Below are 25,975 nucleotides of genomic sequence, written 5' to 3' on the forward strand. Positions count from 1 at the left end.
TCTCACGATGGAAGTTCTCGCCACGATCTGGTTCGTCCTCATCGTCGTGCTGTGGATGGGATACCTGTTCCTCGACGGCTTCGACCTCGGCGTCGGTATGCTGCTGCCGTTCCTGGCCCGCAGCGAACGCGGCAAACGAGTCATTCTCAATACGATCGGACCGGTCTGGGACGGCAACGAGGTGTGGCTGATCACGGCCGCAGGGGCGATGTTCGCGGCGTTCCCGCACTGGTATGCCTCGCTCTTCTCCGCCCTCTACATCCCGCTGACCCTGTGCCTGCTGTTCCTCATCTTCCGCGCCGTGTCGATCGAATACCGAGGCAAGGGACACACGCAGGCCTGGAAGTCCTTCTGGACGTGGGCGATGGCGATCGGCTCGGCCGGCACCGCGTTCTGCGTCGGGGCGATGCTCGCGATCACGACGCTCGGCCTGCCGCTCAACGCCCACGGCGACATCGTCGGCGGTGCGTTCGCCTGGGCATCGTGGCCGGCGCTGCTCGGCGGACTGGGAGGGCTCGGATATGCCTTCGTCCACGGGCTCGTCTTCCTCGGGCTCAAGACCGAAGGCGACATCCGCGCACGGGCGCGGTCCTGGGCGGGGCGGATCATGCTGCCGGCCGCGGTGCCGTTCCTCATCTGGTTCGCCCTGTCGATCACGCAGCGCACATGGCTCGTCGTCCCGGTCCTCCTCGCGGTCATCGCGCTCATCGGTGCCTTCCTCGCGGTGCGCGCCGGAGCCGAGAAGCGAGCATTCGCCCTCCACGGCGTCTACCTCGTCGCGGGGCTGGGTTCGGTCTTCGCCGGCGTCTTCCCGAACGTGCTGCCCTCGACGCTCGACCCGGCTGATTCGCTGACGATCGAAACCGCTTCCTCCTCGGACTACACGCTGACTGTGATGCTCATCGTCACCGTGGTCATCCTGCCGGTGATCATCGCCTACCAGATCTTCAGCTACCGGCAGTTCCTCGTCCGCATCGCCGAGACCCACATCCCGGAGGCGCACAAGGTTCCGGTGGCGATCCGATCGTGAGCTCGCCCCTGTCGATCCTGCTCGAGCTGCCCCACGGTCGGCGGGGGTTCGCGCTCTCGGTGTTCGGTGCGCTGGCCCGCTCGGTGGGGATCGTCCTCATCGCCGAGGCGGTCGCGCGCGCGATCGTCGGCCACAGTGCCCCCGCTCTGTGGATCGTCCTCGGCCTCCTCGGTGCGATACTGCGCGGCGGGGGACTGTGGCTCGACCGCCGCCTCGGCGTGTCCCTGGCCGCCGAATCCAAACGCGGACTGCGCTCGGGGATTCTGTCGGCACTGCTGCGCGGACGCGGCCGGCCGCGGACGAACTCGGCGGTGACGGTCACCCGGGGCATCGATGACCTCGACGACTACTTCACCACCGTCGTCCCCGCGCTCGTCGCGACTGCTGTGGTGCCGATCGTACTGCTCGTGCGGATCGTGTTCAGCGATCTGCTCTCCGCGGTCATCATCGCAGCCTGCCTGCCGCTGATCCCGCTGTTCATGGTGCTCATCGGCCGCTACACCGCCGAGTCGACGTCGCGGACCGTCCAGGCGCTCGAGCGGCTGTCGGATCATCTGGCTGAACTCGCCGAGGGCCTGCCCGTGCTCATCGGCCTCGGTCGTTCGCGCGATCATGCCCGGCGGCTGCGCGAACTCGGCGAACGCTATCACCAAGCGAATCTGGCGACCCTGCGCGTGGCGTTCCTCTCGAGCCTCGCCCTTGAGCTCATCGCCACCATCTCCGTCGCACTCGTGGCCGTGGTCATCGGCCTGCGCCTGGTCAACGGGTCCATGGATCTCAGTGCGGGACTCTTCGTCCTCCTCATCGCACCCGAATGCTTCATCCCGCTGCGCGAACTCGGGGCCGGCTACCACGCGAGCGAGAACGGCCGCGAGGCCCGGACCCGAGCCCAGGCGCTGCTGCGCGAAGTCGAGACCGGGGCGGATGCCGACACCGGGGCGGAGACGGAGCTCGGAGCGGAGGCCGAGTTCGGGGCGGATGCCGACTTCAGCGGCGGCTGCGTGACCTACGGCGACGGCACCGTCATCTCCTGGACCGGGGCGATCGACACCCGTCCCGGAGTGACGACCATCAGCGGTCGCTCCGGGGCTGGGAAGTCGACGGTGCTGGCCGCCCTCGTCGGCGGGCTGCCGGCCGCGGCCCGCACGAACGTCGCACCCGTGGCTGCGGCCTTCGTCCCGCAGGCCCCGCGCATGTTCGCCTCCACGCTCGGTGCCGAACTCGAACTCTTCGGACTCGAGCCCGAGCCGGCCGGGCGCGCCCTCGCGACGGCGGGGCTGCCCACCGATCCGCTGACCTCGACGGCTGCGCTCAGTCCCGGCCAGCAGCGACGCCTCGCGATCGTGCGAGCGATGCACCACCTCGGTGATGGTGCCGATGTGCTCGTCCTCGACGAACCCACCGCCCATCTCGATGAGGACAATGCCGCCCTCGTCATCGACATGATCGCCGAGGCGGCCGCCACCCACCGAGTCATCCTCGCCAGCCACGACGACCGGGCCCGGGGCCTGGCCGACACCGAGATCCGACCCGAGAAGACCCGCACCGTCTCTGCCGAGGGTGCCGAGGGATCGCAGGCCGACTCCAATGGTGAACTCGTCGGCGCCCCGGGGGAGTCGTCGAGCTTGTCCACGATGGGTGTGTACGGGACCTCGACCGCGACTGCGACCCTGACCTCGGCAACGGCAGAGACCGGGAAGTCGGCGCGGACGCGAGTCCTGCCCCGTACGGATCCGTCGTCGGAGTCCGTGCGACCGCGCGATGGCGCCTCGCAGTGGGGCGGACCCTCGACCGCGGACGCTTCGCCGGAGTCGCCGACCGCGGTACTTCGCCGACGGTGGGCGATCCTTACGCAGAGCCTGCCGCTGTTCACTCCGGCGATGCTCATCGCCGCCCTCACCGCCTGTGCCTCCGGCCTCGCCGCGATTGCGCTGACCGCTGTCTCCGGCTGGCTCATCGTCGAGGCCTCGTACCAGCCGCCGATCATGCTGCTCCTCGTCGCCATCGTCGGAGTGCGGTTCTTCGGGCTGAGCCGGTCGGTGCTGCTCTATGTCAGCCGTCTGCGACTCCATTCTGCGATCTTCTCCGCCCTGACCCGGCTGCGCGCGAGCCTGTGGGAGCACTTCGAGCGCGTGGGCATGAGCGATCGGAAGCTGCTCACCTCGGACTCTGCGCTGCGCGCCATGGTCGCCGACGCCGATGACGTGCGCGACCTCGTGCCCCGGACCCTGTTCCCACCGATCGTCTCGGCGATGGTCGTCCTCGGCGTCGGCATCACCGTGGGACTGCTCGACCTCGGCTCCCTGCCGTGGTTCGTCCTGCTCGCCGTCGTCGATCTCATCGTGCTGCCGCTCATCGTCATCCGCGCCGAGACCAAACTGGCCCGGGGCGTCCGAACCGACCGCAACCGCATCCTCTCCCTGCTCACTCGAGCATTGGACGCGAAGGACGATCTGCACATCAACGGAGCCGACGGCCGCGTCCTCGGCCTGCTCGCCGACCACGAAAAGAGCCTCGAAGCCAAGCAGGCCGCCTCGGCCCGCAACTTCGGGATTGCGCAGGTGTGGCTGCAGCTGAGCACGACGGCCACCGCAGTCATTGTGGCCATGACATCGGGTGCGCCCACCGAAATCGCTGCAGTGCTCGCGCTCATGGCTGTAGGACTCGGCGACGCGTTCGCCTCAGGTATTGATGCCTTCCGGCAGATGCCTGCCCTCGCCGCGGCCCTCGACAGTCTTCCCGAACCGCAACCGGCTGCGGTCGCCTCGGGTGCGTTCGGTGCTGTGGAGGACGGGGTCACCTCGGTGACGGGCGGGGATGTTCCTGCTGACGACGGGGCTGCTTCAGGGGAAGGCAGGACCACCTCGGCGCAAGGCTCTGTAACGGGGGAGAACAGGACAGGGACGGTCCCCGGCATCGAGGAACTCGACCTCGAGGCGATCACCGTGGGCTGGGACGACGAACCCGTGCTCGACGGACTCGATCTGCACGCCGAACGCGGCGGCTGGACCCTACTGTGCGGTGACAGCGGGACGGGCAAGTCGACGAGCCTGAGTGTGCTGCTGAGATTCCTCGATCCCTGGGCCGGCCGCTACAGTGCTCGGACCGAACGTGACGAGGACATCGATATGCTCACCGCCTCACCGTCCGACCTCGTCGGTCGCATCGCCTGGTGTCCGCAGGAAGCCCATATCTTCCGTTCGACGGTCCGCGGGAACCTCGCACTCGCGGGGCAGGGCGTGCCGGACGACGATGAGATGATCTCCGCGCTCCGCGGGGCCGGCCTGAGCGAATGGGCCGATGCCGACGGCCTCGAACGCTGGGTCGGCGACCACGGTTCCGAGATCTCGGGAGGTCAGCGGCAGAGACTCGCGGTGGCCAGGACGCTGCTCACGGGAGCCGACGTCATCGTCCTCGACGAACCCACCGCCCACCTCGACGATGAGACCGCCGGCCGGCTCATCGGCGATTTGCGGGAGAATCTGCGCTCACGCACGGTCGTCATGGTCACTCATGACCGTCGCCTCATCACGGACGAGGACACTGTCGTCGACCTCGGGAGCGAACGGCCGGCGCTCAGTCGCGCAGTCGGCGGCGTCGGTTCGTGGCCCCCGGTTCCGGCCGTCGGCCCTTCGACGCTCAGTCCCGCTTCGAGCCGAACATGATCTCGTCCCAGCTCGGGATCGAGGCACGCGAGTTCTTCTTCGACTTCGACTTCGCATCCTTCGCGGGAGTCGAATCCCTGTACTGATCGGATTGATCGCTGACGCCGGGCTCATTGAGCAGCGAGAGCTGATTGTCATCGTCGAAGGTCCCGACCTTCTCCGTCGGCTCCTGCGGGTCGTCTGAGTCCTGTGCCGGGGCCTCGAACGCGAAGACCTCGTCATCGGTCGCGGCTTCCGGCTGACCGGGTGCGGTGTGAGCGCCCTGCGGGTGCGTCTCGGGATCCTCGGTCACCGCACGCAGACGCGTCCGCGGCTCCTCCTCGGCCTCATGATGACGACGCTTGCGCAGGTTCTCCAGGATCCGGCCTGTCTCGGCCTGGTGGTCGCGTGCCTGCTGAGAGGGCGCCGAACCTGCGGTCGGACGCGCCGGGGGATCGGCGGCGATGCCCTCGGCGGAGTCGACCTGCGGGAGGACATCGACCTCCTCGGTGTTCTTCTGCCGTTCGGCACCGGAACCGTAGTTCGGGATCGGGCCCGTATCGGTCGGACCCGAATCGGCCAGCCATTTGGCCTCATCGTCGATCGGGGTGAGCGAGCGGCGGTAGTAGTGCCAGCTGGCCGTCCGGACGCGATCGGCGGCGACGAAGCTGAGCTGGACATACCAGTTGCCGTCCTGCTGCTTCCAGGAATCCCATTCCATCGTCTCGATGTCGACATCGCGCATGGCCAGGCGCTGCTGACACAGCTCGATGAGAGGGGTGGGTTCCCCATTGGGATCGTGATCGGAGTAGATCGGGTGGCGGCTGGCGAGGTAGGCGGTGCGCGAACGCTCGGCCATCGCCGGTCCCTCGTAGGTGCGCACGTACTCCATGTCGGCACCCGTCGAGGCCACGACCTCCTCGGCGTCCATGCCCCCTCGGATCATGGCCTGGATGTCCTTGGGACGCACGGGAGTGTCGGACTTGTGGTGGGTGCGGTCCTTGCGCACCGCGGCCATGAGAGCGTCGTCGAGAACGACTCGGTACTGAAGCCCGTTCTCGTCGTTCAGCAGCAGATGGGTGCCATCTGCGTCGACTCCGTTCAAGATCAGTTCACGCATGCCTGTAGCTCCTTTATCGCGTCTCCTCTGCATCGTGTCACGTTCGGCAGGGCGAGTCGGGCAGATTTGCGCGCGAGTCGCGAAATCCCGGGCCGGTTCGGCCCTCGACGATCTGAGCACGCTCTCAGGACGTGAACTCGGCCACGAATGGGCTGGATGCCTGCATGGGTCGGGCAGGCGATCTCGCGTGCGGACGGGTTCGGAGTTCGAACCGTGAGTGGCGAAGGCTCACTCTGCGGACAACGGGCCCTGTGTCTCTACAGCCTGTAAAATCGTGAGCGTGAATAAAACTGCACCGATCGATGCCCTGATCCTCATGTCATTCGGAGGACCGGAGGCTCCAGAAGAAGTGGTTCCCTTCCTCCGCAACGTCACCGCCGGCCGCGGCATCCCCGAGGAGCGGCTTGAGGAAGTCGGTGAGCACTACTTCGGGTTCGGTGGCAAGTCCCCGATCAACGATCAGAACAAGGCGCTGCTGGCGGCCCTGCGCGAGGAACTCGATCGCCGGGGAATCGACACTCCGCTGATCTGGGGCAACCGCAACTGGGAACCCTACCTCACCGATGAGGTGCGGGCGCAGGCCCTGGGGGGACGGACCCGCTTCCTCTCGATCGACACGTCCGCCTACTCGTCCTACTCCTCATGTCGGCAGTATCGCGAAGACTTCGCGAAGACGGTCGAGACTCTCGAGGCCGAGGGCCTGAGCGTCCAGATCGACAAGATCCGACAGTTCTACAACCACCCCGGATACGCGGAAGCATGCACCGACCGCCTCGAAGCCGGCCTCGCCGACTTCCGCAGCCAGGTCGGCGAGCTCGATCCCGCTCAGCACCGCCTGCTGTTCGTCACCCATTCGATTCCGAATGTCATGCAGGACGCCTCGGCCGTGGCGACGAACGGCTACCTCGCTCAGCATGAGGAGCTCATGGGCCGCCTCGTCGGGCGGCTCGACGAAGCCGATCGTCTGCCATGTGAACTCGTCTTCTGCTCCCGGTCGGGTTCGCCCGAGGTGCCGTGGCTCGAACCCGATGTCAATGATCGGATGGAAGAGCTCGCCGAGGAGGGGGTGACCGGGGTCATGCTCGCGCCCATCGGCTTCATCTCCGACCATATGGAGGTCGCCTTCGACCTCGACACCGAAGCCAAGGAGACCGCCGAGAAGCTCGGCTTCGCCTTCACCCGTGTCGCCACCGTCGGCACCCATGAGACATTCGTCTCCGGTCTCGTCGACCTCGTCGAGGAGCGCGTCGCCCAGCTGCGCGGAGATGCCGTCGAGGCTCCCGCGCTGCCCGGCACGACGGCACTCGTTCCCGGCAGCGGAGCCTGCAGCATCGAATGCTGCCGCGGCCGGATCGAACGCGCCACGCACCCGAACTGGGCCAGCTGAACTGGCGTCGGGTCGGCAGCCCGGGCGCTTGGCCGGCTGACCCGAACCGGGCGAGCTGAACCGAGCGCAGACGAAGGACCCTCCCTCACCGAATCGGTGAGGGAGGGTCCTTCGTCTCAGCGCCCGCTGACGGCTGCCCGCCGCCGGGGGCGAATGTCTTATGACTCTTCTGGGCTCGGGATGACGGGCAGGGCGCCCGTCTCGGCCTGGATCACCTCGGCGATGGGGCCCGTGTCGACGTCATTGCGTCCGGCGAGCTCCATGAGGTTCTGCAGGTCGTCGATGAGATTCTCGACGAGGAAGTCGTCACCGGCGGACCGGGCCTCGTGAATGCGATGACGGACATCATCGATTCGGGTGTCGAGCTGATCTGCGAATTCACTCATTGTGGATCCGTCCTTCCTCGGGTGACCCCCGAAGGGGACGATCCCGGTCATCTACCGGCAGCCTGGCTGGCGGTATTGTCCATCACAAGTATTCTTGCAGAGCTTTTCGAGAACTCTATGTGTGGCTGACATATGCGGACAAGCAGGTGACGAGAATCACCGCATAGGGTACCCGTTCCATCTTGCCAACGGCAAGCATACAGTGCACAATGCTGGGGACACACTCCACGAGAGGATTCGACGATCCTCTTCGGCACCCCCTGGACAGAGAGCGATGAGGCCATATGGCAACAGATTACGACGCACCTCGCAAGCAAGATGATGAGATCAAGAGCGATTCGATCGAGCAGCTGAAGGCTCAGCGTTCGCAGGCACAGGCGAGCAAGATCGACGAGGACGAGACAGCGGTCGCCGAAGGGTTCGAACTCCCCGGTGCGGACCTGTCGAACGAAGAACTCTCCGTTCGTGTCCTCCCCAAGCAGAACGACGAGTTCACCTGCATGGAATGCTTCCTGGTCCGCCATCGTTCGCAGCTTGCGAGCGAAGAGGGCGGTGTACCCATCTGCACGGACTGTGCAGGCTGAATCGCTTCAATCCCCTCAGACGGAACGCGCCGATCACATCGATCGGCGCGTTCCGCATTTCCGCCCTTATTACTACGTGACGGCGGCCCAGCAACCTCGCGCCAGGTTGCTGGGCCGCCGTCAGGTAGCAATTAGGGGGTGAGAGCGGCGGCCAGTTCCTTGGGGCGTCGGGTGGAGACCAGCCAGTACGGTGTGGGGTCGTTGTCGTCGTCGAGCTCGATGCGCACCACCGGCTTCACCCACGGACGGATCTTGAGGAAGGCGCGTGCGTCGAGGTCGACGCCGCGGGCGGCACGGGCCTCGTCGCCGTCATAGGCGGTCGCGCCGGGGACGAACCTGCGGTCGATGTGCGCCTCGCCGACGAAGAGCTGCCGCTGCGTGACGATGATCGTAAGCGTCAGCGAATTCAGCCACCAGGCGAAGAGGACGAAGCTGATGACGGGCAGGATGATCGTGCCCAGCTTCCACACGGGCAGAACCATGAGTGCCGTCGATGCCGCAGCCACCACGACGAGGATCCACATGCCGACCGAGGGCCGGACCTTCTCCTGATAGACCACGTTGGTCCCCGATTGCGTTGTTGCCATGGGTTCATTGTCCCATAGCGAGAAGTTTGGCCGCGTTCAGGCTTCGGCGTTAGAGTGCATCTTTGTGACGGAAACCCTCAAGATCGACCTGCAGCTCCTCGACGCGGGCGCCAACGCCCCCGCCTACGCTCACGCGAGCGATGCCGGAGCGGATCTGCGCTCGACGATCGACATCGTCCTCGAACCCTTCGAACGGCATGTGGTGCCCACCGGCATCGCGATCGCGCTGCCCGAGGGTTACGCGGCCTTCGTCCACCCCCGTTCGGGCCTGTCGAGCAAGCACGGGGTCACCGTCGTCAACGCACCCGGCACCATCGACGCCGGCTACCGCGGCGAGATCAAGGTGCCGCTCATCAACCTCGACGCGAAGACCCCGGTGCGCATCGCCCGCGGAGACCGCATCGCCCAACTCGTGATCCAACGGATCGCGCACGCCGACTTCACCATCGTCGACTCGCTCGACGACAGCGACCGCGGATCCGGCGGATTCGGATCCACCGGCGGAATCGACGCCGGGCTCAGCGACAAGGAGAAGTGAGAACTCATGGGACTGTTCTCCAGGTTCAAGAAATCCACCCCGCACACCGATGACGACGTCGTCACCGACGACGAACTCGGAGGCGATGAGGACACCGTCGCCGAGGCGGCCGACCGCGACGAGGCCGACGACGACCCCAGCGACACCGAGTCCGATGAGGCCGCGATCGCTGCGGACGCATCCGATGAGGACTCGGATGGCGAGGACTCGGACGACGAGCTCGACGACGAAGACGCGCTGCTCGAGAAGTCCGCACCGTTCGACCGGTCGGAGAAGGGTCCGTTCGACATCTCCGAGGACTACCCCGAACACGACCGCCTCGACCTCGGCGCCCTCAAGGTTCCCGTCGTCGACGGCATGCAGGTCCGACTCGACACCGACGACGACTCCCAGCGTGTGCTGGCCGTGACCCTCATCCACGAAGGCGGAGGCATCCAGCTGCAGGCGTTCGCAACTCCGCGCTCGGAAGGACTGTGGAACACGGTGCGTCGCCAGCTGTCCGAATCTGTGGACAAGCAGGGCGGCGAATCGAGCGAACTGCACACCTCGCTCGGCAAGGAGCTGGCCATCGAGGTTCCGGCGAAGACCGAATCCGGCCGCCCGGGCAAGCGGGCCATGCGCTTCGCCGGCATCGACGGTCCCCGCTGGTTCATCCGCGCCGTGTTCTCCGGCAAGGCCGTGACCGACGACGAGATCCGTGCCGAACTCTCCGCTCTCTTCCGCGGCGTCGTCGTCGACCGCGGCCAGGAGGCCATGGCTCCCCGGGAACTCATCGCACTCACCGCCCCGCAGGTCGACAGTGACAACGACGAGGAGACATCGGACGAGGACGAGCTCAACCCATTCGAGCGCGGCCCCGAGATCACAGAGATCCGCTGAGAACCGATGCTCGATCTCATCACCCGCCTGGTCCGCGACTTCGGCTCCCGCGATGCGGAAGCCCGCGCCGATCTGCGCCTGGTCTCACAGGTGCCCGGAGTCGTCCCGGTCGAATCGCTGGAGGCGCGGAAGGCCTCACGCATCGCCGGAGTCGTCTCCTCGGCGACCCGCTCATGCTCCGATGACAGCCCGCGGCTCGACATCACCGTCGCCGACGGCACCGGCGAAGCCCGGGCGCAGTTCCTCGGCCGGCGGGAGATCAGCGGCATCCGTCCCGGTGCCCTCATCGTCCTCGAGGGCCGATTCTGCGGCAGCGACGGAATGCTCACGGCCCACAATCCCGTCTACGAACTGCTTCAGACGAAGGACGACACCGAAGACTGACGGAGCCGGTCTCGGGTCGCGTCCGGTCTCGGTTCACAGCCGAGCCGGTTCGCGTCGGCCCTGAGCAGAGCCGAACACAGTTCGGTCAGCCCTCAGTCCGCGGCGGCCTCACCGTCGCCTGAGGACACTTGCAGCAGTGCCAGCAGTGCGTTCTCCTGATCAGGAGACGACAGGAAGAACAGCTCGTCGCCGGCTTCGATGACGTCATCGGCGCTCGGGGCGAAGGCCCGCGAATTGCGGATGATCGCCACCAGCACCGTATCCATCGGAAACGCGATGCCGCCGACGCGCTCGGCGACGAGTTCCGCGTTCTCATGCACGGTGAACTCCAGCAGCCCGGCCTGTCCGCGTTCGAAGCTCATGAGATGCACGAGCCCTCCGACCTCGACGGCCTCCTCGACCAGCGCGGTCATCAGGCGCGGGGTCGACACTGCGACGTCGACGCCCCAGTTGTCGTCGAAGAGCCATTCGTTCTTCGGGTTGTTCACCCGCGAAACGGTCCGCGGCACCCCGAATTCGGTCTTCGCCAGCAGGGACAGGACGAGGTTGGTCTTGTCGTCCCCCGTCGCGGCCACGACGACATCGGCCTCCTCGAGCCCCGCCTCGGCGAGTCCCGCGAGCTCGCAGGCGTCCGAGAGCAGCCATTCGGCGCCGGGAATGCGTTCATGCCCGAGCGCGTCCTTGTTCTGATCGATGAGGAGCACCGAATGATCCTTGTCGAGCAGCTCCCGGGCCACCGATCGGCCCACGGAGCCGGCTCCGGCGATGACGACCCTCATTCTTCTTCCTCCACGGTTCGTACGGGCTGATCGAGGATCCGTTCGATCTCGCCGAGGCGGTCGACCGGACACATGAGATGGACGAGGTCCCCGTCCTGGAGGAGCAGGTCGTCGTGGGCGACGATGCCCTCCGACAGTCGGGTGACGTAGGCGACGCGTGCCTTGGTCCTCGACTCGACGTCCTTGATCGGTCGGGCCACCCAACCGGGATCGAGGTGCACCTCGGCCAGCACGAGGTTGCCCGAAGGCTCCCGGTACTCGGTGATCGACCCCTGCGGGACAAGCTTGCGCATCACCTGCTCGGCCGTCCACCGAACGGTGGGAACGGTGGGAATGCCGAGGCGTTCGAACACCTGCGCCCGATTGGGATCGTAGATCCGGGCGGCGACATTGCTCACCCCGAAGGTCTCCCGGGCGACACGCGCGGCGAGGATGTTCGAGTTGTCACCGCTCGAGACGGCCGCGAAGGCGAAGGCGTCGGCGGTCTTCGCCTGGGAGAGGGTCTCCCGGTCGAAGCCGACTCCGGTGATCGTCGACCCGCTGAAATCGCGACCGAGTTTGAGGAACGCATCCGGATCCCGGTCGACGACCGCGACGGAATGCCCATTCGCGTCGAGGGCTTTGGCCAGGGAGGCCCCGACTCGACCGCAGCCCATAATCACGAAGTGCATGGGGTTTTCCTCTCCGCAGTGATCTACCATTGGTTGCCGTGGCCAGCAGTTTTTCTGATGCCGTCAAAAGACTACTCGTTGGACGGCCCTTCCGCAGTGAGGACAGGCGCGCGCCGGCGCTGAAGAAGCGCATCGCGATGCCCGTCTTCGCCTCCGACATGCTCTCATCGGTGGCGTACGCTCCGGACGAGATCCTGCTCGCGCTCTCACTGACCTCGCTCGTGGCGCTGACCGTCGCTCCGTGGATCGGTATCGCCGTCGGCATCGTCATCCTCGTCATCGTCGCCTGCTACCGCATCAACGTACGGGCCTATCCGTCCGGCGGGGGAGACTACGAGGTGGCGTCGAAGAACCTCGGCGCCGGTGCCGGGCTCGTCGTTGCGGCGGCTCTGCTGGTGGACTATGTGCTCACCCTGGCCGTGTCGATGACGGTCTTCGCCGCCTACATCACCACCGCATTCCCCGCCCTCGCTCCCTACCGGGTGCCGGTGGCCATCGTCGGCATCCTCGTCATCTCGCTGGCCGGTCTGCGCGGCTCCAGGGCGACACCCGTGCTGCTGGCCGTGCCGACCTACCTGTTCCTGGGTGCGGTGTTCCTCACGATGTGCGTCGGTCTCATCCGCGTCGGCGTCGGCGACACCCCGCACGCCGAGACCGCCGACTACACGATCGTGCACAGCGGCATCGGCGATGAGGCGACGCTGGGCCTGGCCACGGTCCTCATCGTGCTGCGCGCGTTCTCTTCGGGATCGGTGGCCCTCGCCGGCGTCCAGACGGTGGCCACTGCCGTTCCGGCGTTCAAGAAGCCGCGCGGGAAGAACGCGGGCAACACTCTGCTGCTGTCGGGTCTGCTCGCGGCCCTCATGCTCACGGGTCTGACGTATCTCGCATCTGTCACCGGCATCAAATACGTCGATGACCCGCACATCTACCTCGTTCGCGGCGACGGCAGCCCGATCAGCGCCGAATACGAGCAGGAACCCGTCCTCGCGCAGCTGGCCCACGCGATCTTCGACAATGCGCCAGTGATGTTCTACGTCGTCGTCCTCATCACCGCGCTCGTGCTCATCGTCGCCGCGAACACGGCTGTCGAGGGATTCCCCGGACTGGCCTCCCGGCTGGCCCGCGACGAGTTCCTGCCCAAGCAGCTCGCCACGAAGGGCGATCGTCTGACATTCTCCAACGGGATCCTCCTGCTGGCCGCCGCGGCGATCGTGCTCGTCGTCGCCACATCCGCCTCGGCGACCGCCCTCATCCAGCTCTACCTCGTCGGAGTCTTCGCGAGCTTCGTCCTCGGCCAAGCTGGAATGGTCCTGCACTGGACGAAGCGCCTGCGCCTGGTCATCGACGCGAAGGTGCGGCTGCGGATGCACCTCAACCGCATCGTCAACGGCGTCGGATGCGGCCTCGCCGCCGGCGTGCTCATCGTCGTCATCGTCTCGAAGTTCCTCGCCGGGGCCTGGCTGGCCGTGGTCGCCATGGCCGGTCTCTACCTCATCATGGGCACCATCCACCGCCACTACGCCCGAGTGGCCAGGGAGCTGGCACCGGATCAGGACGTGAACTCGCGGACGATCCCGTCGAACACCCACGCCATCGTCGTCGTCGCCGAGATCGACAAACCCACGATGCGGGCTCTGTCGTACGCGCGTGTCACCCGGTCGAGTCAGCTCGAGGCCGTCACTGTGTCCGTGGACGAAGAAGCTGCGGCGGCGCTGCAGAGGAAATGGAACGACATGGAACTGCCGGTGCCGCTGACGGTGCTGGCCTCTCCCTACCGCGAACTCGTCCGTCCGATGCTCGCGCACATTCTCGCCATCCGCCAGCGCTCACCGCGGGACCTCGTCATCGTCTACATCCCGCAGTTCGTCGTCGGTCGCTGGTGGGAACACCTCCTGCACAACCAGGTGGCGCTCAAACTCCGGACCCGCCTGCTGCTCGTGCCCAACGTCGTCGTGGTCTCCGTGCCCTGGCGGCTCAAATCCTTCTCCCGGCAGTACGGGGGAGACGGCCCCGATACCGACACCGCGCTGTACAGATAGGGATAGACGCCCAATGAGCGACACCATGATCCCCGCCCGGGAACTGATTCTCGACATCGAATCCCCGGCGGCCGGAGGGACGTCCATCGCCCGGCACGACGGCCAGGTCGTCTTCGTCTCCGGGACACTTCCCGGTGAGAGGGTCCGAGCCGTCACCGAGGCGGGTCCGGCCGGGAGATTCCTCCGCGCCGAAGTGGTCGAGGTCCTCGAAGCCTCACCGCACCGGGTACCCGATCGTCGTGCCGGATATGCGCCGGCCCGGCGTGCCTCGGACCGGGCTGCGAACTGTCGGCTCGGCAGTGCCGAGTTCGGCGGGATGGAATACGCGCACGTCGACCTGGCGCACTCCCGGAAGCTCAAGGCCGAGGTGCTGACCGATCAGCTGAGCCGCATCGGACACATCGACCGCGATGTCGAGGTCCGATCCGCGCCGGGGGAGACCGACGGCACCGACTGGCGCACCCGCGTGCAGCTGGCTGTGGATGCCGATGGCCGGGTGGGCATGCTCGCTCCGCGGTCCCACGACGTCGTCCCCGTGGCGACCCCGCCATTGGCGGCGGGAGCGCTGCACGACCTCGAACTCGTCGCGCTGCGCCTGCCCGGGGTGCGCCGCCTCGAATTCGCCTGGGCCGGTGACCACGGGGCGCTCATCGTCCGCGGCGCTCCGTCGGGCGAGGGTCTCGAGACGCTCGAGAACTGGCTGCCCGACTCGTTCTCCCTGCTCACCGAGGCGGCCGCCGGTGAGTCCGGTGACGACCGCAGGAGCGGTGACCGGAAGTCCGGACGAAGCGTGGGACAGCCCCGCGGTCGGGGTTCGCGTGGGAAGGGCCGCGGACCTTCCACGTCCGGACCTGCCGAACTGCGGGTCATCCGCGGCGGCCCCACCCTGACCGAAACGGTCGCCGGTCGGGACTTCACGGTGGGTGCCGACGGGTTCTGGCAGGTCCATCGGAGCGCCGCGGAGCTGCTCAGCAGCGAGGTCATCTCCGCCCTGCCGGAGCGCGTCGCGGCGATCGCCGACCTCTACTGCGGAGTCGGGCTGCTCGGCATCGGTGCGGCACGGGCCACCGGGGCACCGCTGTTCGGAGTCGAAGGCGTCCCCACCGCGATCGAATACGCCCGGGCCAATGCCGGTGACCTCGACGCTCGGTTCCTCGCGCGCGGCGTCGATCGCACCCGCCTGCCCGATTCGGACGTCATCATCCTCGACCCGCCGCGAGCGGGAGCGGGGAAGGCGGTCACCTCGGCGCTCATCGGATCGCAGGCCGGCACGCTCGTCTATGTCTCGTGCGACCCGGCCACCCTGGCCCGGGATCTCGCCCGGCTCACGGCCGGGGGATTCGACATCGAGAGCCTCGCCGGGCACGATCTCTTCCCTCTCACCGCGCATCTGGAGACGGTCACCGTCCTCCGACGGTGAGGACCGGATCTCGGGGGCACCGCCTCGGCGCGAGTGGAAGACTGGGTCGGCGTCACCTCGGCGGCGGGTGCGGACTGAGTCGGCACTGCCTCGGCGCGGAACCGGGGTCAACAGCTCAAGCAGCGGTCTTGCGGGGGAGGAGGACGAGCGCGATGAGGGCGATGAACGTCGTGAGGAAGCCCCACAGGCCCCACCAGCCGGCGGATCGGCCCTTCTCCTTGGCGAACGAATTGCAGATGACGGCGAAGATGACGCCGACGAGCAGCGCGCCGAAGCCGAATCCTGCGCCGAGCGTGAACGGGTCCATGAGGTCTCCTCGGTGACGATTTCCCGGTGACGACAGCCGAGTCCGGCGGTGTCGTCGTTATCGATTCCAGGCTATGAGCCGGGGGGTGCCCGAGTCCCTGGTGATCGCCGGATTCGCGGCGGAGGAAAACCCCCTGAGGTGCTGTCGGCCCACCGTGTCGCCCGGTGGTCAAAGCACTGCGGATGCGATAGAATTTATCTTGACGTCAAGATACTTTTGGAAACATATGTGTCGCGTAAATCGGTGCGCGGCGCAAGGGCATGCCCCGGTTTCCCGGATGGGTATCGGATGAAACAGGAGAATCACGATGAGCAACGTCGACACGTTCAAATCGAAGAGCACCCTGACCGTGGGCGATAAGGACTATGAGATCTATCGCCTGGACAAGGTCCCAGGGTCGGAGAAGCTTCCCTTCAGCCTCAAGGTGCTGTTGGAGAACCTGCTGCGCACGGAAGACGGCGCGAACATCACAGAGGAGCACATCAAGGCGCTCGGCAGCTGGGATCCCAGCGCCGAACCCAACACGGAGATCCAGTTCACCCCGGCTCGTGTGGTGATGCAGGACTTCACCGGTGTACCCTGCATCGTCGACCTCGCCACCATGCGCGAGAAGGTCGTCGAGCTCGGCGGCAGCCCGGATCAGGTCAACCCGCTGGCTCCGGCCGAGCTGGTCATCGACCACTCGGTGCAGATCGACCGCTTCGGCACCGCCGACGCCGTCGAACTGAACATGGACATCGAATACCAGCGCAACGGTGAGCGCTACCAGTTCCTGCGCTGGGGCCAGACCGCGTTCGAGGACTTCAAGGTCGTGCCCCCGGGCATGGGCATCGTCCACCAGGTCAACATCGAGCACCTCGCCCGCGTGGTCATGCCGCGTGAGGTCGACGGGGTGCTCCGCGCCTACCCGGACACCCTGGTCGGCACCGACTCGCACACCACCATGGTCAACGGCCTCGGTGTGCTCGGTTGGGGCGTCGGCGGCATCGAGGCAGAGGCGGCCATGCTCGGCCAGCCGGTGTCGATGCTCATCCCGCGCGTCGTCGGATTCAAGCTCACCGGCGAGATCCCTTCGGGTGTGACCGCAACGGACGTCGTGCTCACGATCACCGACATGCTCCGTCAGCACGGCGCCGTCGGCAAGTTCGTCGAGTTCTACGGCAAGGGCGTCGCCGAGGTGCCGCTGGCCAACCGCGCCACCATCGGCAACATGAGCCCCGAGTTCGGTTCGACCGCCGCGATCTTCCCGATCGACGACGTGACCATCGACTACCTCAAGCTCACCGGTCGTTCGGCCGAGCAGATCCAGCTCGTCGAGGACTACGCGAAGACTCAGGGGCTGTGGCACGATCCGGACAACGAGGTCGAGTACTCCGAGTACCTCGAACTCGATCTGTCCACCGTGGTGCCTTCGATCTCCGGGCCGAAGCGTCCGCAGGACCGCATCGAACTCTCCGATGCCAAGAGCCAGTTCGCCAAGGACATCCACAACTACGCCGCGCCCGGCGAAGAGAACAAGTCCGCTGAGGTCAGCACCGCTGACGGACGCAACTTCGAGCTGGCCAACGGCGCCGTGGCGATCGCCTCGATCACCTCGTGCACGAACACGTCGAACCCGTCGGTGATGATGGCCGCCGGCCTGCTGGCCCGCAACGCCCGCAAGCGCGGACTCAACTCCAAGCCGTGGGTCAAGACCTCGATCGCACCGGGTTCGAAGGTCGTCACCGACTACTACAACAAGGCCGGCCTCATCGAGGACCTCGAGGCGCTGAACTTCTACATCGTCGGCTACGGCTGCACGACCTGCATCGGCAATTCGGGTCCGCTGGACACCGAGATCTCCGAGAGTATCCAAGACAACGACCTCTCGGTCACCGCCGTCCTGTCGGGCAACCGCAACTTCGAGGGCCGCATCAGCCCCGATGTGAAGATGAACTACCTCGCCTCGCCGCCGCTGGTCATCGCCTACGCGCTGGCCGGAACCATGGACTTCGACTTCGAGAACCAGCCCCTGGGCAAGGACTCCGAGGGTGTCGACGTCTACCTGGCCGACCTGTGGCCCTCGCCTGAAGAGGTCGAGTCGGTCATCGCCGATTCGATCTCGACCGATATGTTCGACAACGAGTACGGCCGGATCTTCGACGGTGACGAGCGCTGGCAGCAGCTCGACACCCCCGAGGGCAAGGTCTTCGAGTGGGACGACAAGTCGACCTACGTGCGCAAGCCCACCTTCTTCGACGGAATGGGGCTCAAGCCCGAAGCCGTCTCGGACATCAAGGGTGCACGCGTGCTGGCGAAGCTCGGCGACTCGGTCACCACCGACCACATCTCGCCTGCAGGTTCGTTCAAGGCCGACACTCCGGCCGGCAAGTACCTCATCGAGCACGGTGTCGAGCGCAAGGACTTCAACTCCTACGGTTCGCGCCGAGGCAACCACGAGGTCATGATCCGCGGAACGTTCGCGAACATCCGCCTGCAGAACCAGCTCCTCGACGGAGTCCAGGGTGGCTTCACCCGCGACTTCACTCAGGAAGGTGCTCCGCAGACCACGATCTACGATGCCTCTCAGAACTACCAGGCAGCCGGCATCCCGCTGGTCGTCCTCGGTGGCAAGGAGTACGGTTCGGGATCCTCCCGTGACTGGGCCGCCAAGGGCACCAAGCTGCTCGGAGTCGGCGCCGTGATCACCGAGAGCTTCGAGCGCATCCACCGCTCGAACCTCATCGGCATGGGCGTTCTGCCGCTGCAGTTCCCCGTCGGCGAATCGGCCGAGTCCCTCGGACTCGACGGCACCGAGACCTTCTCCATCGAAGGCATCACGGAGCTCAACGAGGGCAAGACCCCGGCAACTGTCAAGGTCACTGCCGAGAAAGAAGACGGCACGACCGTCGAGTTCGACGCAGTGGTCCGCATCGACACCCCGGGTGAAGCCGACTACTACCGCAACGGCGGCATCCTGCAGTACGTGCTGCGCCAGCTGGCCGAGGGCTGATCCTCAGGTTGCTCTGACCCAGTTCGGTTGACGACCGGGTGAGCGCTGGTGACGAAGGCCGGTGGGTATTGAACCCACCGGCCTTCGTCGTCCCCCGGGCTCGACGGCGGGCGTTCGAGGGCGCGGGTACGACGGCGTGGCTCGACGGCGGGCGCTCGACGGCGTGGCTACGACGGCGTGGCTCGACGGCGGGCGCTGGACCTCGAGGCTACGACGGGGCGAGCATCACGCACCGGCAGCGGCATATCCTCCCATTGCTGCAGCATCCGACACCGTCAGCGGCACAACTTCCCGTTGCACCGGGGTGGTGTGCCGCGAAAGGTGCGGGATGGTGCGCTGCCGGCGGCGGAGCTGCGCCAGGCTACATGCTCAAGCAGCCGGGCCCGCCTTCCCGAAGTGCGGCAGCGGCACGGGCGACGGTCGGTCCTCGCTTTCCGCGGCTGGCTCGGACAACCTCGGCGACGTAGCGAGGATCTGCCTGAGGACGATCCGGTGCGCCTGCGTCGAACGGAGGATCCGGGTCGTACTCGATCGTCAGCTGAGCGGTTCTGGCCACCTGCTCGCCGCAGAGCTCAGCCGCGACCGTGAGCGCAAAGTCGATCCCGCTCGTCACTCCTCCTCCCGTAACGACTCGGCCGTCTCGAACGACTCGGCCGTGAGTAGGGATGGCACCGAGTTTCGCCAGCAGCGAATGCACCGCCCAGTGCGTCGTCGCCCGCCGACCTGCGAGCAGCCCGACAGCCCCGAGGACGAAGGCACCGGTGCACACGCTGGTGACGAACGTCGCACCGGCTGCCTGGCGGGCGACGAAGTCGAGGATCGCCGGATCGTCGAGGGCATCGAACGCCCCCTGACCACCGGGAACCATGAGCACATCGGCCTGAGGCGCCGATTCGAACGTCGCGGTCGGGTTGATCGAGAATCCGGCGTCGGTGTCGACAGGCTCGAGACCGTGCCACACGAGGTCGATCGTCGCTCCGGGCAGCAGCGAGAACACCTGCACTGAGCCTGTGAGATCGAGCTGGGTGACCTGCGGAAACAGCAGCGAGACGAAACGGATCGGAGTGGTCATGGTCTGTTGTCCTGTCCTTGGGTGGTTGTCAGAAGGGCCCGGGCTCTCCGAGTGGGGGAGCTCGGGAGTCTCATGGTCACTGCGGAGGCTGCGGCCGCGGCCAGGGTCGCCAGCGCATACACCACAGCCGCCCACCGGAGGCCGATGCTGTCGCTGAGCAGTCCGGCCGCGATGGCGGAGAGTCCGTACGCAAGGTATCCCACGAGGTAGAAGGCGGCGAAGAATTCCGCTTTCTCATCGTCCCGGACGTTCGGCAGGAGCTCTCGCAGAATGCCGGAGAACACCGCTCCGAACCCGAACCCTGTGATCACCGCGCCGAAGACGAGCACAGGCGCTGCTTCGGTGAGGAACGACGCGCCTTCCGCCGTGACGCCGACGATGACCGCGGTCGTGCCTGCGGACTGGAGCAGCCTCGGGCGCAGGTGGGGAGCGATGACGATCGTGCAGACAGTGGCGGTGAGAGGCTGCAGCGCGACGACGAGTGCAGCCGCGAACCCGTCGCCGAGGTGGAGCGTCGCATGGGCGAGCGACGCTCCGAGCCCGAGAATGAGTCCCGCCGACATCCAGATGCCGACGATCGCTGGGATGAGTCGGATGAACCGCGGTCTCACGGCCTCCGCGATCCGGACCCGAGGGAGTGCGGGAACCCGACGCCTGGGACCAGCCGACACCGACTCCGGAGATGCCGACAGGATCGCCCCGGTGATGACGATGACGACGAGCGCCGCGCCGAACACCACGTTGTTCGGCGCGCTCGTGTCTTCGGCCGCTGCGCCGGCGAGGACGGCTCCGATGCCCAGTCCTCCTGCCGTCGTGATGATGACGATGACCTCCGCGGTGCGCCGACCGCGCGGAGAGGCGAGCTCCATGATCCACGCGCTGAAGACGGTCGTGGCGACGCCGGTCGCCGCGCCCTGGACTGCCCTGGCCGCGATGAGCTCACCGATCGTGTCGGCGGTGAGGAACTGCACCATCGCGATCGCGTTGAGCGCCAGCGCTGCGACTGCCACCGGACGTCTTCCCACGCGATCGGAGACCGAGCCGCAGACGACGAGTGCGCCGAGGAGGACCAGAGCGTAGATCGAGAAGGCGACGGTGAGAGCGGCGTCCGGGAACCCCCACGCCTGCTGGTCGCGGCTGAGCAGGACGCTGGGTGCGCCGGCCGCGGCCATGACTGAGAGGAATGCGATGATCGCAGCGACGAACGCCAGCGGCTGCGGAACGGTTCGGACTGACATAGGGCTCCTTTCCCTTGGTGGCATCTCCATATTCGTCGGGTCCGGACCGACACGACAGTGGCGGAAACGGCGACATTCGTTAGGATTACGTCATGATCGTCAGTGAGTCCTCGCCTGCGCACAGAGTCGTCGTCGTCATCATCGAGGGAGCTCTCGTCATGGACGTCGGCATCCCGCTTCAGGTGTTCGCGGACAGACCAGGCTTTCCCTATCAGCTGCGTGTCTGCGCCGAAACCGCTGGCATCGTGAACACCTCCTCGGGAATCGGGATGTCGGTGCCGTTCGGGTTGGAGGCGCTCGAGGATGCGGACACCGTCATCGTGCCGGGGTTCGCGCCGGCCTCACGACCGACGCCGCTGCCCGTCTGCGAGGCGCTGGTCGCCGCCCACGCGCGCGGGGCGCGAATAGTCTCCATCTGCTACGGTGCCTTCGCCCTGGCCGAGGCCGGACTGTTGGAAGGTCTGCGGGCAACGACCCATTGGGAAGCGGTCGGCGAGTTCGCACATCGGTATCCGAACGTTCAGGTCGAACCCGATGTGCTCTTCGTCGATGAGGGCTCCGTCCTCACATCAGCGGGAGTGGCGGCGGGACTCGACCTGTGCCTGTACATCGTCCGCAAGGACCTCGGAGCCAAGGCGGCCACCGAGATCGCCCGTCGACTCGTCACTGCCCCTCGTCGCTCCGGCGGACAATCTCAGTTCATCCCGACGGCCGGCGTTGACATCGGTGCCGGTACGTCGCTCGATGACCTGCGCGCGTGGGCAGCTCAGCACCTCGGCGAGCGACTGACCGTCAGACAGCTGGCCGAACGGGCGAATCTGTCCACCCGTACATTCGAACGACGATTCGCGGCCGAGACCGGAACAACACCGCATCGCTGGCTTCTGCGCGCCCGCCTCGATGCCGCGCGACTGCTGCTGGAGGACACCGACTTGCCGATCGATCGTATTGCCGGGCAGGTCGGATTGGGAACGGGGGCGAACCTGCGACTGCATTTCCGCAGGTCCTTCGAGGTGTCGCCGGTCGAGTACCGCAGAACCTTCACCTCGATGTCATCGTCGGAGTGAGAGGCTAAGATGTTCCGATGGAAACCGTGCGCAATGAGGCAGCCAGGAGCGAGACCGAATGACATTTCTCGAGTCGATCACGTCGCCCGAACAGCTGCGCGCGCTCGACGCCGGCGAATGTGAGGTCCTCGCCGAAGAGATCCGGGACCACCTCATCACGACGGTCGCCGGCACCGGCGGACATCTCGGCCCCAACCTCGGCGTGGTCGAACTCACCATGGGCATCCACCGGGTCTTCGATTCCCCACGTGACACCATCATCTTCGACGTCGGCCACCAGACCTATGTGCACAAGCTGCTCACCGGCCGGCACGACCGCCTCTCGACGCTGCGTCAGCAGGGCGGGCTCTCGGGCTATCCGAGCAGGTCCGAGAGCGAACACGACGTCGTCGAGAACTCCCACGCCTCGGCCTCGCTGTCCTGGGCCGACGGCATCGCCAAGGCCCGTCAGCTCAGAGGCGAGGACGACCGCCACGTCGTCGCGGTCATCGGCGACGGCGCACTGACCGGAGGCATGGCGTGGGAGGCGCTCAACACCATCGCCGCCGATACCTCGAGTCCGCCGCGCCGACTCGTCATCGTCGTCAACGACAACGGCCGCTCCTACGCCCCGACCGTCGGCGGATTCGCAGCCCACCTCGACGAACTGCGCACCATGTCCGGCTACGAGAAGCTCCTGACCTGGGGGAAAGAGACGCTCCGATCGTCCGGTGCCCCCGGCCGTGCGGCCTACAGCGCCATCCACGGAGTCAAACGCGGGCTCAAGGACATGGTCAGCCCCGCCCAGACCGGAATGTTCGACGAACTCGGCATCAAATACTTGGGCCCCATCGACGGCCACGACCTGTCCTCGGTGGAAAAGGCTCTGCAGCTGGCCGAACAGTTCGACGGCGGACCCATCATCGTCCATATGATCACTCAGAAGGGCCACGGCTTCGACCCGGCCGTCAACGATGACGCCGACCAGTTCCACTCCGTCGGCGTCATCGACCCGGTCACGGGAAAGTCCACCCCGTCGAAGTCGACGTCATGGACCTCCGTGTTCGGCACCGAGGTATGCGATCTCGCCGCAGAGCGCGACGACATCGTCGCGGTCACCGCGGCCATGCTCATGCCGGTCGGGCTCGCGAAGTTCGCGGAGGAATTCCCTGCCCGCGTCTTCGACGTCGGCATCGCCGAAGCGCACGCGGTCGCCTCGGCGGCGGGCCTGTCCTACGGAGGACTGCACCCGATCGTGTGCATCTACTCGACGTTCCTCTCCCGCGCCTTCGACCAGATGCTCATGGACGTCGCCCTGCACCGGCAGGGCGTGACCTTCGTCCTCGACCGCGCCGGCATCACCGGGCCCGACGGCGCCAGCCACCACGGCATCTGGGACATCGCCATGCTGCGCATCGTCCCCGGACTCCGGCTCGCTGCACCCCGCGACGCCGCACGGCTGACCGAAGAGCTGCGCGAGGCCGTCGCCGTCACCGACGGGCCGACGGTGCTGCGGTTCCCACGTGGCAGCGTCGGTGCCGACATCCCGGCGCTGAGGCGGCTGACCGACGGCGTGGATGTCCTCCGTGAGGTGCCGGCCGGGTCCTCGGCCGAGGTGCTCATCGTCTCCGTCGGACCGTTCGCACGGCTGGCGGGGAACGTGGCCGATGAACTCGAGCAGCGCGGAATCCCTGCCACGATCGTCGATCCGCGGTGGGTGCTGCCGGTGCCCGAATCCGTCGTCGACCTCGCCGCGAACCACAGCCTTGTCGCCGTCATCGAAGACGGAGTGAAGATCGGCGGCGTCGGTTCGCAGATCCGCTCGGACCTGCGCGAGGCCGATTCCCGGATCGGCGTGCTCGAACTCGGTGTTCCCGACGAGTTCCTGCCGCAGGGTACGCGCGAGGAGATCCTCGACCACGTCGGCCTCGACACGGACACGATCGTCGGCGACATCGTCAGGGCCCTACCCGCCGAGGTGGCTGACCGGGCCGCGAAAGGCACGCGCCGAGCCGTGTGAGAGCACACCGGCGAGGTGGGGTGGATCAGGTGCGGGGGAGGCCCGCCAGGGTCTTCGTCAGCACCGGGGCACTCAGCTCGATCTGCCACGGACGTGCCCCCGCCTCGGCGAGGTAGTCCGCGACATCGACGTGCGTCTGTGCGGCCAGCGACTTCACGAGCGTCGGCTGGAGAAGGACGTCGTGGGGAATCGACAGCGACTCGGCCAGCTCGGCCATCGCCGACTTCAGCGCGGCAACCCGATCTTTGAGATCCGTGTGGCTGAACGGAGTGCTCTGCGTACGTCCGCGCTCCTGCCGGCTCGGCAGCTCATCGACGGTGAGACGAGACGCCTTGCGATAGGCCCGGAAGAGTCGAGCCGCCTCGGCGCGGGAGAGTCTGCGCCACTTGGTCATGATGTCATCGCTCGACTTCACCCCGGACTGGGCGAGAGCGACGAGGTCGCGATCACGCAGAACCTTGCTGGGCGCCAGATCGGCCTCGCCGGCCATGGCATCTCGGGCCAGCCAGAGTTCGCGGACGCGGGCGATGTCGCGGCGCGACTTGAGCTTGGAGAGGCCATGCGTGCGCCGCCACGGTTCGGCGAAGTGCTTGGGCTGGAAATCGAGGAGATGGTCGAACTCCTGCTGTGCGAACTCCCACCGGTCGGCATCGAGCAGCTGCTGGTGGAGGATGTCGCGGATGGGCAGCAGCACCTCGACGTCGAGGGCCGCGTAGTTCAGCCATGCCTTCGGCAGGGGACGCGTCGACCAGTCGGCCGCCGAATGCTCCTTGGCCAGCCGGACCCCCAGGGTGCGTTCGGCGACGGCGGCGAGTCCGAACTTCTCCCACCCCAACAGGCGAGCGGCGAGTTCGGTGTCGAAGAGCGCTGCCGGTCGCATCCCGCGGTCCTGCAGGCAGGGAAGATCCTGGGTGACGGAGTGGATGACCCATTCGTCGGAGCCGAGAGCGGGATTGAGGCCGCTGAGATCGCCGAGCGTCTCGGAATCCAGCAGGAAGGTCCCTGCCCCGTCCCGCCGCAGCTGGACGAGGAACGCCCGCTGGCCGTAGCGGATTCCCGAGGCGCGTTCGGCGTCGATGGCGATCGGACCGGTCGCGGCCGCGAGGCTGGCAACGGTCGAGGAGAAGTCCTCCGGGGTGTCGACGACGTCGGGGATGCCGTTCGCGGGTGTTTCCAAAAGCGGTAGTTCAGATGTCATCGACGACGCCCGGGCAGGGCTGTGACTCCTTCAGGAAGTGGTGGCAGTCCGGCGACTGTGCTGAGCAGATCGATCCAGGCTTCGAAGTGATTGCCGATCAGATCCGGCTCGTCAATCACAGGCGTCCACGAAGCCCGCAGCTCCAAGTCTATCGTGGCCGGACGTTCGGCCAACGTCCCGAAGCTCTCGGACAGCACCCGGGTCGTCGTCCCGCCGGCAGCGAGGACCTCACAGTTGTTGGATTCGAGCGCGTCCTCGAGCCAGCTCCATGCCACATGACCCAACAGGGTCTCATTGCCCAGTTCGTGTTCGAGCTCGGCACGGATATAGGAGACGATGCGGAAGCGGCCCTCCCATTCCTCGGGAGCGGCCGGGTCGAAGAGGACGACGATGCGCCCAGTGGCCAGTTCGTCGATGGTCTCCCCACTCGCGCGCAGGAAGGTCTCGTCCGCGCTGACCTCGGCACCGAGCGCATAGGAATAGGGTGCGAGGCGGGCCGGCGCGGGAATCTCCGAGATCGTCACATTGTTCGTGCTGCGTGCTTCACGCAGCACCGACGTCACGGCCGAGAACTCCGCCGGAATGCGATTGAGAGGTGAGGTGTTGACCACACTTGCCACGATAGATCAGCCGTCGTAGCGGGGGAATCAT

The 25,975-nt window shown here is 66.7% G+C and carries 22 protein-coding genes; 12 read left to right on the forward strand and 10 right to left on the reverse strand.

From position 1 onward, the window contains the following. The first annotated feature begins 7 nt into the window (after positions 1 to 7). Together cydB and cydC are read left to right on the forward strand one after the other, a co-directional pair. Positions 8 to 1,030 carry a cytochrome d ubiquinol oxidase subunit II gene (gene cydB / locus HK401_RS03775; RefSeq protein WP_181273358.1) on the forward strand — a complete coding sequence of 341 codons (1,023 nt, stop codon included), beginning with the start codon at positions 8 to 10 and terminating at the stop codon, positions 1,028 to 1,030. Beyond that, positions 1,027 to 4,695 carry a thiol reductant ABC exporter subunit CydC gene (gene cydC / locus HK401_RS03780; RefSeq protein WP_181273359.1) on the forward strand — a complete coding sequence of 1,223 codons (3,669 nt, stop codon included), beginning with the start codon at positions 1,027 to 1,029 and terminating at the stop codon, positions 4,693 to 4,695. Before cydB ends, cydC begins: the two co-directional genes overlap by 4 nt. On the opposite strand, the gene sepH is transcribed toward cydC, so the two are convergent. Beyond that, entirely contained in the window at positions 4,670 to 5,794 is a 1,125-nt protein-coding gene (sepH, locus tag HK401_RS03785) for a septation protein SepH (protein WP_181273360.1), read from the reverse strand. The genes cydC and sepH overlap by 26 nt on opposite strands. Positions 5,795 to 6,074: 280 nt before the next feature. Between sepH and HK401_RS03790 the strand changes: the two genes are divergently transcribed. Next, a complete protein-coding gene (locus HK401_RS03790; protein ID WP_181273361.1) occupies positions 6,075 to 7,181 on the forward strand; it encodes a ferrochelatase in 1,107 nt (368 codons plus the stop codon). A gap of 158 nt (positions 7,182 to 7,339) precedes the next feature. On the opposite strand, the gene HK401_RS03795 is transcribed toward HK401_RS03790, so the two are convergent. Beyond that, entirely contained in the window at positions 7,340 to 7,567 is a 228-nt protein-coding gene (locus HK401_RS03795; protein WP_166972305.1) for a hypothetical protein, read from the reverse strand. Between the two features lie 284 nt (positions 7,568 to 7,851). Between HK401_RS03795 and HK401_RS03800 the strand changes: the two genes are divergently transcribed. Next, a complete protein-coding gene (locus HK401_RS03800) occupies positions 7,852 to 8,151 on the forward strand; it encodes a DUF4193 domain-containing protein (RefSeq protein ID WP_166972303.1) in 300 nt (99 codons plus the stop codon). A 131-nt stretch (positions 8,152 to 8,282) separates the two neighbouring features. On the opposite strand, the gene HK401_RS03805 is transcribed toward HK401_RS03800, so the two are convergent. Continuing rightward, positions 8,283 to 8,738: a DUF3093 domain-containing protein gene (locus HK401_RS03805; RefSeq protein WP_181273362.1), complete on the reverse strand. Its 456-nt coding sequence runs from the start codon at positions 8,736 to 8,738 to the stop codon at positions 8,283 to 8,285. A 64-nt stretch (positions 8,739 to 8,802) separates the two neighbouring features. On the opposite strand from HK401_RS03805, the gene dut reads away from it, so the two are divergent. Genes dut through HK401_RS03820 form a run of 3 tightly spaced genes read left to right on the forward strand, consistent with a single transcriptional unit; the run spans position 8,803 to position 10,539 of the window. Further along, a complete protein-coding gene (gene dut, locus HK401_RS03810) occupies positions 8,803 to 9,276 on the forward strand; it encodes a dUTP diphosphatase (RefSeq protein ID WP_309135903.1) in 474 nt (157 codons plus the stop codon). A 6-nt stretch (positions 9,277 to 9,282) separates the two neighbouring features. Next, a complete protein-coding gene (locus HK401_RS03815) occupies positions 9,283 to 10,155 on the forward strand; it encodes a DUF3710 domain-containing protein (protein WP_181273364.1) in 873 nt (290 codons plus the stop codon). A 6-nt stretch (positions 10,156 to 10,161) separates the two neighbouring features. After that, the gene (locus HK401_RS03820) at positions 10,162 to 10,539 is read left to right on the forward strand and encodes an OB-fold nucleic acid binding domain-containing protein (protein ID WP_181273365.1); all 378 of its coding nucleotides are present in this window, start codon (positions 10,162 to 10,164) and stop codon (positions 10,537 to 10,539) included. A gap of 92 nt (positions 10,540 to 10,631) precedes the next feature. Here HK401_RS03820 and HK401_RS03825 read toward each other — a convergent pair whose 3' ends face one another. Both HK401_RS03825 and HK401_RS03830 read right to left on the reverse strand, forming a co-directional pair. Continuing rightward, positions 10,632 to 11,318: a potassium channel family protein gene (locus HK401_RS03825; RefSeq protein ID WP_181273366.1), complete on the reverse strand. Its 687-nt coding sequence runs from the start codon at positions 11,316 to 11,318 to the stop codon at positions 10,632 to 10,634. Further along, entirely contained in the window at positions 11,315 to 11,989 is a 675-nt protein-coding gene (locus tag HK401_RS03830; RefSeq protein WP_166972292.1) for a potassium channel family protein, read from the reverse strand. The genes HK401_RS03825 and HK401_RS03830 overlap by 4 nt, the downstream gene beginning before the upstream one ends. 137 nt (positions 11,990 to 12,126) lie before the next feature. Here HK401_RS03830 and HK401_RS03835 point away from each other — a divergent pair, with 137 nt between their 5' ends. Beyond that, positions 12,127 to 14,031, forward strand: a complete 1,905-nt coding sequence (locus HK401_RS03835; protein WP_181273837.1) for an APC family permease — start codon at positions 12,127 to 12,129, stop codon at positions 14,029 to 14,031. A 13-nt stretch (positions 14,032 to 14,044) separates the two neighbouring features. Then, positions 14,045 to 15,451, forward strand: a complete 1,407-nt coding sequence (locus HK401_RS03840) for a class I SAM-dependent RNA methyltransferase (protein ID WP_258233997.1) — start codon at positions 14,045 to 14,047, stop codon at positions 15,449 to 15,451. A 115-nt stretch (positions 15,452 to 15,566) separates the two neighbouring features. Here the strand turns inward: HK401_RS03840 and HK401_RS03845 are convergent, their stop codons facing one another. Then, the gene (locus HK401_RS03845) at positions 15,567 to 15,758 is read right to left on the reverse strand and encodes a hypothetical protein (protein WP_181273367.1); all 192 of its coding nucleotides are present in this window, start codon (positions 15,756 to 15,758) and stop codon (positions 15,567 to 15,569) included. Positions 15,759 to 16,065: 307 nt separating this feature from the next. On the opposite strand from HK401_RS03845, the gene acnA reads away from it, so the two are divergent. Continuing rightward, complete coding sequence (gene acnA, locus HK401_RS03850; RefSeq protein WP_219921716.1) at positions 16,066 to 18,750, forward strand: aconitate hydratase AcnA; 2,685 nt, start codon at positions 16,066 to 16,068, stop codon at positions 18,748 to 18,750. Positions 18,751 to 19,111: 361 nt separating this feature from the next. Here the strand turns inward: acnA and HK401_RS03855 are convergent, their stop codons facing one another. Then, positions 19,112 to 19,822 carry a DJ-1/PfpI family protein gene (locus HK401_RS03855; RefSeq protein WP_181273368.1) on the reverse strand — a complete coding sequence of 237 codons (711 nt, stop codon included), beginning with the start codon at positions 19,820 to 19,822 and terminating at the stop codon, positions 19,112 to 19,114. Beyond that, the gene (locus HK401_RS03860) at positions 19,819 to 21,060 is read right to left on the reverse strand and encodes an MFS transporter (RefSeq protein WP_181273369.1); all 1,242 of its coding nucleotides are present in this window, start codon (positions 21,058 to 21,060) and stop codon (positions 19,819 to 19,821) included. Before HK401_RS03860 ends, HK401_RS03855 begins: the two co-directional genes overlap by 4 nt. Positions 21,061 to 21,152: 92 nt before the next feature. On the opposite strand from HK401_RS03860, the gene HK401_RS03865 reads away from it, so the two are divergent. Beyond that, positions 21,153 to 22,127 carry a GlxA family transcriptional regulator gene (locus tag HK401_RS03865; RefSeq protein ID WP_181273370.1) on the forward strand — a complete coding sequence of 325 codons (975 nt, stop codon included), beginning with the start codon at positions 21,153 to 21,155 and terminating at the stop codon, positions 22,125 to 22,127. A gap of 58 nt (positions 22,128 to 22,185) precedes the next feature. Beyond that, a complete protein-coding gene (gene dxs, locus HK401_RS03870) occupies positions 22,186 to 24,126 on the forward strand; it encodes a 1-deoxy-D-xylulose-5-phosphate synthase (RefSeq protein WP_181273371.1) in 1,941 nt (646 codons plus the stop codon). Positions 24,127 to 24,151: 25 nt separating this feature from the next. On the opposite strand, the gene HK401_RS03875 is transcribed toward dxs, so the two are convergent. Further along, positions 24,152 to 25,303: a ribonuclease D gene (locus tag HK401_RS03875; protein ID WP_258233998.1), complete on the reverse strand. Its 1,152-nt coding sequence runs from the start codon at positions 25,301 to 25,303 to the stop codon at positions 24,152 to 24,154. A 17-nt stretch (positions 25,304 to 25,320) separates the two neighbouring features. Further along, positions 25,321 to 25,935, reverse strand: a complete 615-nt coding sequence (locus tag HK401_RS03880) for a DUF3000 domain-containing protein (protein WP_181273373.1) — start codon at positions 25,933 to 25,935, stop codon at positions 25,321 to 25,323. Between the last annotated feature and the right edge of the window lie 40 nt (positions 25,936 to 25,975).

It is taken from the genome of Brevibacterium oceani (assembly GCF_013623835.1).
Taxonomy (GTDB): Bacteria; Actinomycetota; Actinomycetes; order Actinomycetales; family Brevibacteriaceae; genus Brevibacterium; species Brevibacterium oceani.